Origin of the sequence: Streptococcus sp. HMSC063B03 (genome assembly GCF_001836965.1) — a bacterium.
GTDB lineage: Bacteria > Bacillota > Bacilli > Lactobacillales > Streptococcaceae > Streptococcus > Streptococcus pneumoniae_F.
The window spans coordinates 59,868-72,499 of the sequence record NZ_KV831007.1 but is presented as its reverse complement, the minus strand read 5'-3'; the positions used below and the strand labels follow the sequence as shown (position 1 = coordinate 72,499).

Below are 12,632 nucleotides of genomic sequence, written 5' to 3'. Positions count from 1 at the left end.
GAAAGTTTTCTCCCTTCATTGAGTGAATGGATTTCTATCCACAGTAGTTAGCGCTTATTATATAAAAGATATTGCCTAATGTCAATTTAAACTAAGATAGTTCTCATGAAAACTTTTTTCTTGACATCTTTTCTGAAAATGATAAAATAGTTCTCATGGAAACTTATTTAGTTCTCAGGAGAACCAAATGCAATGGTTAGAAAGGAGTAAGTATGGATAAACCGATGTTGGTTTTAAAACGTTTTGGACACCAGGTACATCTGATGGTACAAAAGGAAGCCAAACGTTGTGGTATTGAATTTATGGGTGGACCTCAAGGACAAGTCCTGCGTTTTTTAGGTTGGCGTGAGCATGAACAAGAATTAACGCTCATCAAGGATATTGAACAAGAACTCAATATTAGCAAGTCTGTTGCTAGTAATTTGGTCAAGCGTATGGTGCAAAATGGTTTGGTGGAATTGGAGGCGAGTCCTGTTGATAAGAGGGCTAAGTTTGTTCGTCTGACGGACAAAGCACGTTCTCAAGTGCAACAGGTCAAGGCCTTCTTTGAACGCATTGACAACCAGTTGATAGAAGACGTAGATGAAGATGAATTACTGATTTTTGAGAAAGTTCTGGCTCAACTACAGGAAAATATCAAGAGAATAGGAGGAGATAATGAAGAAATTAGCAAAACGAATTAGTGGAAAAGAATGGGGGATGATTTTACTAGCCATTCTCTTTACCTGCTTTTCAGTTTATCTAGAGTTGGAAGTGCCGACCTATATTTCTAAAATCACGGATTTACTGGGAACTCAGGCTACCAACTTGGATGAGTTATGGCAGCCGGCAAGCATGATGGTTGGAATGTCTTTTTTTGCCTTCTTGTCTGCAGTCGCAGTTGGATTTTTTGCATCCAGAGTGGCTGCTTCTTACACTAGTAGGCTGAGAAGTGATATTTTTAACCGAGTTTTAGACTACTCACAGACAGAGATTAAGAAATTCTCTATTCCCAGTCTCCTAACTCGTACCACTAATGATATTACTCAAGTTCAGATGCTGATCACCATGGGCTTGCAAGTGGTTACGCGTGGTCCAATTATGGCTATCTGGGCTATCGGGAAGATTTTAGGTCATTCAGAATACTGGCTCTGGGCTGTACTTGTGGCAGTGATTGTCAACGTTTTGATGACGACCGTTTTGATGACACTAGCCTTTCCAAAACAGTCCTTGATTCAAATTCTGACTGATAAACTGAACAGTATCACTCGCGAGAGTTTAACAGGTATTCGCGTTGTTCGTGCCTACAATGCTGAAAAGTACAAAGATGAAAAATTTGCAGCAGCAAATGATGAACTGACACGTTTGAATTTGTTTGTAAACCGTCTCATGGCCATTTTGAATCCCATCATGATGGGGATTTCAAGTGGTTTGAGTGTGGCGATTTACTGGATTGGTGCCTATGTGATTAACGATGCTGCTCCGACAGCACGTCTGCCTCTCTTTAGTGACATGGTTGTTTTCATGTCTTATGCCATGCAGGTTGTTATGGGCTTCCTTCTCATGGGGGCGCTCTTCATCGTTCTTCCCCGAACTATGGTCTCTGCCAAGCGGATTAATCAGGTTCTAGATTTGCATTCTTCTATCCAAAATCCTGCTCAAGTGCAGCTGGCTGATGAAAACCTTAAAGGTCAGGTCGAATTTAAGGATGTGACCTTCCGCTATGCTGCAAATTCGGAGGCAGTTATCGAGCATGTTAGCTTTAGAGCAGAAGCTGGCCAAACAGTTGCCTTTATCGGCTCAACGGGTTCTGGTAAATCAACTCTAGTCAATCTGATTCCACGTTTTTATGACGTATCAGCAGGAGAAATTCTAGTGGACGGAGTTAATGTTCAAGATTACAGTTTGGAAGATTTGCGCAACAAGGTTGGATATATTCCACAAAAAGCTGTACTCTTTTCTGGGGATGTCAAGGGCAATCTAGACTTTGGACGCAGCCAAGAAACACCGCTTAGTGAACAAGCTATGTGGCAAGCCTTGGAATTGGCCCAGTCTAAGAACTTTATCGAAGACAAGGAAGCTGGCTTGGAGTCAGAAGTAGCTCAAGGAGGAACCAACTTCTCAGGTGGTCAAAGACAGCGTCTGGCCATTGCGCGTGCCTTGGCTCGGAAGCCAGAAATCCTCATCTTTGATGACTCCTTCTCAGCCTTGGATTACAAGACAGACCGTGTACTACGCCAAGAGCTAGCAGAGAAAACAAAATCTATGACCAAGCTTATCGTTGCACAGCGCATTTCAACCATTATGGATGCAGATTTGATTTTGGTCTTGGATCAAGGAAAAGTCGTGGGACAAGGCACCCACAAGGACCTTCTAGCTACCAACGAAGTTTACCAAGAAATTGCCTATTCACAATTATCGAAGGAGGAATTGGAACATGGAAAATAAAAAACTGTCGCTCTGGAAACAGAGTAAACCCTATCTTGCAGGTCTCCAGTTTGCCCTTCTAATCGCCTTTTTAGCAACAATCTTATCCAATATCATTACTGTATATGGTCCAACCCGTATCAAGGAAATGACCAATATCATTGCAAGTGGCCTAGAAACAAGTGTGGATGTCGCGGCGGTTGCAGCCATTGGTAGTTTTTTGGCCGTCATCTATGTGATTGGGCTTCTATCAAATTATTTGCAAGCCTTTCTGTTTACAACAGCCATTCAACGTTTTTCAGAGCGTTTGAGAAGAGCGATTGCAGAGAAAATTAATCGTCTTCCATTGGGGTATTTTGATGGACATTCTCAAGGGGATACCTTGTCTCGTGTGACTAATGACGTTGACACTGCAGCCCAATCCCTCAATCAAAGTCTGGGAACAGTTCTTTCATCCACTTTACTGGTCGTGGCAGTCTTGGTAACCATGTTTGGGATGAACTGGATTTTAGCCTTGGTGACGGTTGTTTCAACTCTTATCGGTTTTGCTTTCGTGTCTGTTTTTATGGGCAAATCGCAGGGATTCTTTAAGAGTCAGCAACAGGATTTAGCAGCTGTTAATGGCTATGTGGAGGAAATGTACTCTGGCCATAATGTGGTGACCAGTTACAATGCTATCGAGAACACCAAAGAAGAGTTTGCGAAATTAAACAATCGTTTGTATGATAGTATTTGGAAATCTCAATTTATTTCAGGGATTATGATGCCGATTATGATGTTTATTGGGAACTTTAGCTATGCCCTAGTGATTATCGTCGGTGCAGCCTTGGCCTTGAATGGGCAGATTAGTATCGGGATTATCGTTGCCTTTATGGCCTACGTTCGTATCTTTTCTCAGCCCCTTTCGCAAATTGCTCAAGGGATTACTAGTTTGCAGCAGGCTAGCGCAGCCATGGGACGTGTCTTCGAATTCTTAGGTGAAGAGGAAATGGAAAATGAATCTCATAAAGAAAGACAATTGAGCGACATGAAAGGTCAAGTGGTCTTTGATCGAGTTTCCTTTGGCTATACACCAGAGCGAACCATTATCCATGACTTTTCTGCGACAGCTCATGCAGGTCAAAAGGTCGCGATTGTCGGACCGACAGGAGCTGGTAAGACAACTATTGTCAATCTTTTGATGAAGTTCTATGAGATTGATAAGGGAAGTATCCGTATTGATGGCGTGGATACCAAGGAGATGAAGCGTTCGGAAGTACACGATGCCTTTTCAATGGTCTTGCAGGATACCTGGCTCTTTGAAGGAACCATTCGCGACAATCTTATCTATAACCAAACAGGTATTAGTGATGAGCGCGTGATTGAAGCCAGCAAGGCTGTAGGGATTCACCACTTTATCATGACTCTACCAGATGGTTACGATACCGTCTTGGATGATACAGTGACCTTGTCTGTCGGACAAAAACAACTCTTGACCATTGCTCGTGCTTTGCTGAAAGATGCGCCGCTCTTGATTTTGGATGAGGCGACCTCTTCGGTTGATACACGGACGGAGGAATTAATCCAGAAAGCCATGGACCGATTGATGGAGGGAAGAACTTCCTTTGTCATCGCCCACCGCTTGTCTACTATCCGAAATGCTGACTTGATTCTTGTCATGAAAGATGGCAATATCATTGAGCAAGGCAATCATGATGAGTTGATGGCACAAGGAGGCTTCTACGCTGACCTCTACAACAGTCAATTTACAGAAGATGAAGCAGAAGAATAAACCCAAAGAAGGCTTGACGGCCTTCTTTTTCTGCACTATACTAGAAGACAAGTGCTTCCCTGTAAGCAAAATTTGAGTAAGTGATGAGAAAATATATGAAAAATTATCAAGAATGGTATGACCACATCGCTGGTAAGATTGAAAACAATCCTTTCTTTCTGAGATTGCTAAGAACTTTCAATCGGTTCATGACAGTAGTTATGCCTATGATTTATCTAACCTTGTTAGCAACCACCTATCTCCAAGAAGGACTTGGGAAACAGGTCTTGATCTATGTGTTTATCCCTGCATCAGGTTTTGTAATTTTGTCTCTTTTCCGTAAGAAAATCAATGCTCCTAGGCCTTATGAAGTTTGGGAAATTGTACCTCTACTAGACAGAGATAGTCCTGGTCAGTCTATGCCTAGTCGTCATGTCTTTTCAGCAACCATTATCTCCATGGCTTGCTTACATGCTAGTTTATCTGCAGGGGTTATCTTATTGGTCTTGTCAGCCCTCCTCGGTCTAGTGAGAGTCTCAGGTGGCGTCCATTATCCCAAGGATGTCTTGATTGGTTATGCTTGCGGACTTGTGTGGGGTGTGATTTTCTTTCTATTTTGATTTGTAAGTTAAGATGGTCCTACAACCACTTACGTGCCTAAAGTAACCACTTGCTTTTTTGCTCTTGTTTTCTTATTTTAGCTTTGATATAGTAGAGTCAGAAAGGAGATGGAATGAAGTTACGAATCGAAATTGACAGCAATTTAGAGGAAACTGAAATTATCATCAAGGCAGCGGCTTTGACAGATGAGATTGCGGATTTGCAGCGTCTCTTGCAAGAGTCCAAGTCTCCTAGGTTGATTTTTTACAGGGGGACGGGTGAATATTATCTGGATTTGTCGGAAATTCTATTCTTTGAGACAGAAGGGAGCAAGATTTATGCCCATACCCAGAAAGATGCCTACGAAGTTCGGCTTAAACTCTATGAGTTAGAGGCTATCCTTCCTCGCTATTTCAGTCGGGTATCCAAGTCAACGATCGCTAATATTCGGCAGGTTTACTCGGTGGACAAGTCCTTTTCAGGAACGGGCACCATTTCCTTTTATCAGACCCACAAGGAGGTTCATGTCTCACGACATTACCAATCCCTCCTAAAAGAAAATCTAAGAAACATGAGGTAAGAACATGAAAAAGAAAGCATTTGGTATTGTGTTGCTGGTTTTAGCAGCATGGATTTTGTTGCAAGGAAATTTTGGAATCCCTTCTCTGGGAGGGCACATTTGGCCTTTGATTGGTATTGGATTTTTTGCTTACCAATCAGTTGAGGCTTTGCTTCGTCGTCATCTGACTTCAGCAGTTTTTACAGCTCTAGTAGCAGTAATGATTGCAAATCATTTTTATAACATTTTACCTATCCCAAATCAGTCTCTATTTTGGGCTAGTATCTTAGCAGTGCTAGGTGTTGGCTATCTCACTCACTCAAGTAAGTTTTGGAATGGGAAAAAATGGTGGTACAACGGTGAGCGAACAGTCGTCACGGACAAAGAAGTCGCTTTTGGAAGTGGGACTTTCTATAAACAAGATCAAGATCTTGTAGAAGATCAAGTAGAAGTTGGTTTTGGCAATGCCAAGATATATTATGACAATGCAGAGATTTTAGGAGATACCGCAACCTTGAAGATAGAAGTCGGTTTTGGGAATGCAGTTATCTATGTTCCTCAACATTGGGGAGTTGATTTAAAGGTAGAAACTTTCTGTGGCGTAGCCAAGGCAGATACTCCTCTAGCCCCAACCAGCAAAACCTTGATTATCCGTGGAGATGTGGCTTTTGGGAAGTTGGGAATTGTCTACGTTAAATAAAAAAATCTTCCAATTCCCTTGCAAAAATGAAGAAAGTGTGATAACATAGTACGGTATGTGGTGCTAGCACATCCGCTATATTAGATCTAATAGGAGGAAAACACAAATGGCTAAAGTATGTTACTTTACAGGTCGTAAGACTGTATCAGGAAACAACCGTTCACACGCGATGAACCAAACAAAACGTGCCGTAAAACCAAACCTTCAAAAAGTTACTGTACTTATCGATGGTAAACCTAAAAAAGTTTGGGCTTCAGCTCGTGCTTTGAAATCAGGTAAAGTTGAACGCGTTTAATAATAAAAGTAAGGAGACCTTAGGGTCTTTTTTCTTTTGTTGTGGGTATAAAATCATTTGAAAAACGGAGTAAATATCCGCTGATACAGTATTCTGCTTTTACACTTGGGCTGAAATATGATAAAATAGAGTATCAACTAGTTGAGGTAAAAAGGATGACTGTAAAAATTAATACAAAAGATGGTCAAATCGAACTAACAGATGAAGTGATTGCAACCGTCGTAGGTGGAGCAGCAACTGAGATTTTTGGTGTGGTCGGTATGGCTAGTAAAAATGCCCTCAAAGATAATTTCCAAGCCCTTCTAGGTAAGGAAAATTATTCCAAAGGTGTCGTCGTAAAGGCGGCCGAAGATGGCAGTATTGCAGTTGATGTATATACCGTGTTGAGCTACGGAACAAAGATTAGCGAAGTGTCAAAAAACATTCAAGAGCGTGTTCGTTTTAGCTTGGAAAACCAGCTTGGAATTACTGCTCAGACTGTAAATGTCTACATTCAAAATATCAAAGTTGTAGGAGAATAACCGTGTCAAAAATTACTACTAGCTTATTTCAAGAAATGGTGCAGGCTGCATCAACTCGCTTGAATAAGCAAGCTGAATATGTCAATTCATTAAACGTCTTCCCAGTTCCAGATGGAGATACTGGTACAAATATGGGAATGACCATTGAAAATGGTGCTAAGGAAGTTGCAGACAAGCCAGCTTCTACAGTTGGAGAGGTAGCGAGTATTCTTGCTAAAGGGCTTTTGATGGGTGCGCGTGGAAACTCAGGCGTTATTACGTCTCAGCTTTTCCGTGGATTTTCACAAGCCATCAAGGATAAAGACGAGTTAACAGGTCAAGACTTGGCTCTTGCCTTCCAATCAGGTGTAGAAGTTGCCTATAAGGCAGTGATGAAACCAGTTGAAGGAACGATTTTGACAGTTTCTCGTGGGGCTGCTATCGGTGCTAAGAAAAAGGCTGAGCAGACAGATGATGCTGTTGAAGTCATGCGCGCAGCCTTGGAAGGTGCTAAAACAGCTCTAGCTAAAACGCCAGACATGCTTCCAGTATTGAAAGAGGTTGGTGTTGTAGACTCAGGTGGTCAAGGACTGGTCTTCATCTACGAAGGTTTCCTTTCAGCCCTTACTGGCGAATATATTGCATCTGAGGATTTTGTAGCGACTCCTGCCAACATGAGTGAGATGATCAATGCAGAGCATCATAAGTCTGTGGCTGGTCACGTAGCGACTGAGGACATCACCTTTGGTTACTGTACTGAAATCATGGTAGCTCTTAAGCAAGGTCCAACCTATGCCAAAGATTTTGACTACGACGAATTCCGTAACTACTTGAATGAACTTGGAGATTCTCTCCTTGTTGTCAATGATGATGAAATTGTCAAAGTCCATGTCCATACAGAAGATCCAGGACTTGTTATGCAAGAAGGTCTCAAATATGGTAGCTTGGTCAAGGTAAAAGTTGACAATATGCGTAACCAACACGAAGCGCAGGTTGAGAAAGAAGCTGCCCAAGTTAGCAAGCCTGCTGAAGAAAAAGAGTATGCTTTGATTGCTGTAGTGGCTGGTAAAGGTCTAGCAGATATCTTCCGTTCTCAAGGTGTTGATTATGTTATCGAAGGCGGTCAAACTATGAACCCTTCAACAGAAGACTTTATCAAGGCTGTTGAACAGGTCAATGCCCGTAACATTATCTTCCTGCCAAACAACAAAAATATTTTCATGGCAGCTCAATCTGCAGCAGAAGTTTTGGAACAACCAGCAGTAGTGGTGGAAGCTCGTACTTTGCCACAAGGTTTGACAAGTCTTCTTGCCTTTGATCCAAGCAAGTCCATCGAAGAAAACCAAGAGCGTATGACTGCTGCTCTTAGCGATGTCGTTAGCGGAAGCGTCACAACAGCTGTGCGTGATACAACAATCGATGGTTTAGAAATCCATGAAAACGATAATCTTGGTATGGTTGATGGGAAAATTCTCGTGTCAAACCCTGACATGCACCAGACCTTGACAGAAACATTGAAACATATGTTGGATGAAGATAGTGAAATCGTAACCTTCTATGTCGGTGAAGACGGAAGCGAAGAACTTGCCAATGAAATTGCTCAAGAAATCGCAGAAGAATTCGAAGATGTTGAAGTCGAGATTCACCAAGGCCAACAACCAGTTTACCCATACCTATTCAGTGTGGAATAAGAATTAAATAGAAAACGAAAGAGGTCGGGAAAAGATTCCCGATCTTTTTGGTTTGCAATGAGTTTTGGACCAAGTAGCTGATTGGCGCTAGAAAATCAATCCAATCTAGTAATTTCTGTTCCATCATTTTTAATGACATTTGTCATATCTCCTCATGACAGAAGCTTCTAGTGATTCTACCTTCAAAGAATTATACTAGATGTATCAAGTGGAGGAAGAAAAAATGAAACATAAAGTAATTGTCGCAATGAGTTTAGTAGCAGCAGGAGTCATGACTTATCTCATGTTCTCAGGATTGGATGAAGGATTTTATCATTTTCCTTGGGAGTTGTTTGCAAGCTTTGGAATGATGTCTTGGATAATACGAGAAGGTTTGAAATTGGTCTCAGATGTGAAAAAGGAGTTTGAAAAATGAAAAAAGCGATTCTCTATCTTTTTATTGGACTGTCACTAGTGGTATGGTTAGTAGAAATGTTTACAGGTTGGTTTGATCAAGCCTTCCTTCACCAAGCCATTCGCGGTGCCTGGGGTCTAGGATTTATGATTTTTATCGCCTTTCTGATGGGAAAGGAGTGGCTGGAAGGAGAATATCATGAACATGATTAAGGTAGAAAGCCTAAATAAAAACATCAAGGGCAAGGCTATTTTGAAGGATATTTCCTTTGAGGTAACAGAAGGTGAATGCGTCGCCTTGATTGGTCCCAATGGTGCTGGGAAGACCACACTCTTGGACTGTTTGCTTGGAGATAAACTGGTCACAAGCGGTCAAGTATCCATCCAAGGCTTGCCAGTGACGAGCTCTAAGTTAGACTACACAAGATCCTACCTCCCTCAAGAAAATGTCATCGTTCAGAAATTAAAGGTAAAAGAGTTGATTGTTTTCTTTCAACGTATCTATCCAAATCCCTTGAGCGAGCAGGAAATTGATCAACTATTGCAGTTTGACCAGCAACAAAAAGAACAATTTGCAGAAAAATTGTCAGGTGGGCAAAAGCGTCTCTTCTCTTTTGTCTTGACCTTGATTGGGCGACCAAAGCTTGTCTTTTTAGATGAACCAACTGCTGCTATGGATACCTCTACTCGTCAACGTTTTTGGGAAATTGTTCAGGGCCTAAAAGCGCAGGGAGTTACCATTCTCTATTCCTCCCATTATATCGAAGAGGTAGAGCATACAGCGGACCGAATCTTGGTCTTGAATAAGGGAGAGTTGATTCGCGATACAACACCTCTAGCCATGCGCAGTGAGGAGATTGAAAAGCACTTTATCCTTCCTCTAGCATATAAGGAAGTTGTCGAACAGTCAAACTTGGTTGAAAACTGGTCACAAAAACAGGATGCTCTACAAGTAGTCACACGCGAAGCAGATGCTTTTTGGGAACTGTTAGTGCAAGCAGGATGTAGGATTCAAGAAATTGAAGTCAATAATCGTAGCTTACTGGATACAATCTTTGAAGAAACACAAAAGGGAGATGACTAAGATGAAACGATGGACCGCACTAAACAAGATAGAATTTCTATTGACCAAACGGCAACTCGTCTATTATTTATTATCCGTAGGAATGCCGACGGCTTTCTATTTATTCTTTTCTGGCATGTACCAGGAGACACCAGGTGGACCCGCGAATTTTATGCGTGATTATCTTATCTCCATGACGGCCTTTTCCATGATGTCGACAGCTATGTTTTCATTTCCAGCTGTTTTACATACAGATAAAATCAACAACTGGCAGAAAACATTGCGCCATACTCCGGTAAATATGGTAGAATATTATCTATCAAAGATAACAAGTATGATGGTTGATTATCTGGTCTCAATCCTGGTTGTTTTCTCAGTTGGGCACTTGGTCAGAGGTGTGGATATGCCTTTAGGAAGCTGGATTGGGGCTGCGCTCTTGCTGATAGTAGGAAGTGTAGCTTTTGTAGCGCTTGGCTTGACCTTGACACTCTTGCCTTCTAGTCAGCTGATGTCTGTCGTGGGCAATCTTCTTTATCTAGGCTTGGCTGTTTTAGGCGGACTCTGGATGCCCATCTCTTTATTTCCAGACTGGATGCAAGCAATCTGGAAGTGTCTACCAACTTATCAGTTGATGGAGTTGCTCAAGACCTTCTTAAACGAGGGTAGTATCAATCTATCAGCCACAGTTTATCTACTTGTTTTTTCAGCAGTTTTGTTTGGTTTGACCATTTACCTTCAAGGTCATAAGGAGAATGCTTAATGCTTGAAAGACTGAAAAGCATACACTATATGTTTTGGGCCAGTTTGATTTTTATGATTTTCCCCGTCCTACCTGTAGTGACTGGGTGGCTTTCTGCCTGGCATTTATTGATTGATATTCTATTTGTAGTGGCGTATTTGGGTGTTTTAACAACTAAGAGCCAGCACCTATCTTGGCTATATTGGGGCCTCATGCTGACTTATGTAGTTGGGAATACTGTCTTTGTTGCTGTTAGTTATATCTGGTTTTTCTTTTTCCTATCCAATCTCTTAAGTTATCATTTCAGCGTAGGTGGTTTAAAATCTTTACACGTCTGGACTTTTCTTCTTGCTCAAGTCCTTGTTGTGGGCCAACTGTTGATTTTTCAGAGAATCGAAGTTGAGTTTCTACTCTATCTACTTGTAATTCTTGCTTTTGTCGATTTAATGACTTTTGGCTTGGTTCGGATTCGTATTGTTGAGGATTTGAAAGAAGGTCAGGCTAAGCAAAATGCCCAGATAAATCTATTGCTTGCTGAAAATGAACGCAGTCGTATCGGTCAGGATTTGCATGATAGCTTGGGACACACCTTTGCCATGCTCAGTGTCAAGACAGATTTAGCCTTGCAGTTGTTTCAGATGGAGGCTTATCCACAGGTGGAGAAGGAATTAAAAGAAATCCACCAGATCAGCAAGGATTCCATGAATGAAGTGCGAACCATTGTGGAAAATCTTAAGTCTAGAACTTTGACATCCGAACTAGAGACTGTGAAAAAGATGTTAGAAATTGCTGGAATTGAGGTGGAAATAGCTAATCAACTAGATACAGCTAGCTTAACTCAGGAATTGGAGTCAACGGCTTCCATGATTTTGCTTGAATTAGTGACCAATATCATCAAACATGCTAAAGCGTCTAAAGTCTACTTGAAATTAGAACGGACAGAGAAAGAACTCATTCTAACAGTGAGTGATGATGGCTGTGGCTTTACTTTTATAAAGGGGGATGACCTCCATACAGTTCGAGATCGTGTTCTTCCATTTTCGGGAGAAGTAAAGGTAATTAGTTGGAAACAACCGACAGAAGTTCAGGTTCGACTACCTTATAAGGAGAGAAATTAAGATGAAACTACTTGTTGCAGAAGATCAAAGTATGTTGCGAGATGCCATGTGCCAGTTGCTCACGCTTCAACCGGATGTGGAGTCTGTCCTTCAAGTTAAGAATGGGCAAGAAGCAATCCAACTATTAGAAAAGGAGCTTGTAGATATCGCCATCCTTGACGTAGAAATGCCTGTTAAGACAGGTCTTGAAGTCTTGGAGTGGATACGAGTAGAAAAGCTTGAAACAAAGGTGGTTGTAGTGACGACCTTTAAGCGTCCAGGATATTTTGAACGTGCAGTCAAGGCTGGAGTGGATGCTTATGTCTTGAAAGAAAGAAGCATTGCAGATCTCATGCAAACCTTGCACACCGTCCTCGAAGGACGTAAGGAGTATTCGCCTGAATTGATGGAAGTGGTGATGACGCATCCCAATCCATTAACAGAGCAAGAAATCGCAGTTTTAAAGGGAATCGCTCAGGGCTTCTCTAACCAAGAAATTGCAGATCAACTTTATCTATCCAACGGAACAGTCCGAAACTATGTCACCAATATTCTTTCGAAACTAGATGCAGGTAATCGAACAGAGGCAGCTAATATCGCGAAAGAATCTGGTTGGTTGTGATACTATCCTATCTCGAAAACCATTATGTGCTAAAATTGAAGTGTTTCAAAGAAATAATTTGTAACTTGAGGGGGCTTAGTTTCCTCCTTTTTGTTTCGTCTAAGGTGGTACCAAGGAGCTAAAATTAACAATAAAAAAGAAAAATATCTTGACAACCAATGGAAAATTTTGTTACAATAATAGACGGTACTTTTTACTTTTGGTCTCTCAAGAGTGT

At 41.5% G+C, this 12,632-nt stretch carries 15 protein-coding genes; all 15 read left to right on the top strand.

The window, feature by feature from the left end; all coding sequences use genetic code 11:
• The first annotated feature begins 212 nt into the window (after positions 1 to 212).
• A complete protein-coding gene (locus tag HMPREF2628_RS00325; protein ID WP_070842004.1) occupies positions 213 to 683 on the top strand; it encodes a MarR family winged helix-turn-helix transcriptional regulator in 471 nt (156 codons plus the stop codon).
• A complete protein-coding gene (locus HMPREF2628_RS00320) occupies positions 658 to 2,427 on the top strand; it encodes an ABC transporter ATP-binding protein (RefSeq protein WP_070842003.1) in 1,770 nt (589 codons plus the stop codon). Before HMPREF2628_RS00325 ends, HMPREF2628_RS00320 begins: the two co-directional genes overlap by 26 nt.
• A complete protein-coding gene (locus tag HMPREF2628_RS00315) occupies positions 2,417 to 4,177 on the top strand; it encodes an ABC transporter ATP-binding protein (RefSeq protein WP_070842002.1) in 1,761 nt (586 codons plus the stop codon). The genes HMPREF2628_RS00320 and HMPREF2628_RS00315 overlap by 11 nt, the downstream gene beginning before the upstream one ends.
• Before the next feature lie 95 nt (positions 4,178 to 4,272).
• Positions 4,273 to 4,776 carry a phosphatase PAP2 family protein gene (locus HMPREF2628_RS00310; RefSeq protein ID WP_070842001.1) on the top strand — a complete coding sequence of 168 codons (504 nt, stop codon included), beginning with the start codon at positions 4,273 to 4,275 and terminating at the stop codon, positions 4,774 to 4,776.
• Positions 4,777 to 4,889: 113 nt separating this feature from the next.
• Positions 4,890 to 5,336 carry a LytTR family DNA-binding domain-containing protein gene (locus HMPREF2628_RS00305; RefSeq protein ID WP_070842000.1) on the top strand — a complete coding sequence of 149 codons (447 nt, stop codon included), beginning with the start codon at positions 4,890 to 4,892 and terminating at the stop codon, positions 5,334 to 5,336.
• 4 nt (positions 5,337 to 5,340) lie between these two features.
• Entirely contained in the window at positions 5,341 to 6,015 is a 675-nt protein-coding gene (locus HMPREF2628_RS00300) for a LiaF transmembrane domain-containing protein (RefSeq protein ID WP_070841999.1), read from the top strand.
• 106 nt (positions 6,016 to 6,121) lie between these two features.
• Positions 6,122 to 6,310, top strand: coding sequence for a 50S ribosomal protein L28 (gene rpmB / locus HMPREF2628_RS00295; protein ID WP_001140948.1), 189 nt, complete (start codon positions 6,122 to 6,124; stop codon positions 6,308 to 6,310).
• A gap of 155 nt (positions 6,311 to 6,465) precedes the next feature.
• Complete coding sequence (locus HMPREF2628_RS00290) at positions 6,466 to 6,831, top strand: Asp23/Gls24 family envelope stress response protein (RefSeq protein ID WP_000216437.1); 366 nt, start codon at positions 6,466 to 6,468, stop codon at positions 6,829 to 6,831.
• A gap of 2 nt (positions 6,832 to 6,833) precedes the next feature.
• Complete coding sequence (locus tag HMPREF2628_RS00285; protein WP_000036655.1) at positions 6,834 to 8,501, top strand: DAK2 domain-containing protein; 1,668 nt, start codon at positions 6,834 to 6,836, stop codon at positions 8,499 to 8,501.
• A 223-nt stretch (positions 8,502 to 8,724) separates the two neighbouring features.
• A complete protein-coding gene (locus HMPREF2628_RS00280; RefSeq protein WP_082888142.1) occupies positions 8,725 to 8,916 on the top strand; it encodes a hypothetical protein in 192 nt (63 codons plus the stop codon).
• On the top strand, positions 8,913 to 9,107 hold the full coding sequence (locus tag HMPREF2628_RS00275) for a hypothetical protein (protein ID WP_070841998.1): 195 nt from the start codon (positions 8,913 to 8,915) through the stop codon (positions 9,105 to 9,107). The genes HMPREF2628_RS00280 and HMPREF2628_RS00275 overlap by 4 nt, the downstream gene beginning before the upstream one ends.
• A complete protein-coding gene (locus HMPREF2628_RS00270) occupies positions 9,094 to 9,978 on the top strand; it encodes an ABC transporter ATP-binding protein (RefSeq protein WP_070841997.1) in 885 nt (294 codons plus the stop codon). The genes HMPREF2628_RS00275 and HMPREF2628_RS00270 overlap by 14 nt, the downstream gene beginning before the upstream one ends.
• A gap of 1 nt (position 9,979) precedes the next feature.
• A complete protein-coding gene (locus tag HMPREF2628_RS00265; protein WP_070841996.1) occupies positions 9,980 to 10,717 on the top strand; it encodes an ABC transporter permease in 738 nt (245 codons plus the stop codon).
• Positions 10,717 to 11,814 (top strand): sensor histidine kinase, encoded by a 1,098-nt coding sequence (locus HMPREF2628_RS00260; RefSeq protein WP_070841995.1) that lies wholly within the window; start codon positions 10,717 to 10,719, stop codon positions 11,812 to 11,814. The genes HMPREF2628_RS00265 and HMPREF2628_RS00260 overlap by 1 nt, the downstream gene beginning before the upstream one ends.
• 1 nt (position 11,815) lies before the next feature.
• The gene (locus tag HMPREF2628_RS00255; protein ID WP_061589584.1) at positions 11,816 to 12,415 is read left to right on the top strand and encodes a response regulator transcription factor; all 600 of its coding nucleotides are present in this window, start codon (positions 11,816 to 11,818) and stop codon (positions 12,413 to 12,415) included.
• The last annotated feature ends 217 nt before the right edge of the window (positions 12,416 to 12,632 follow it).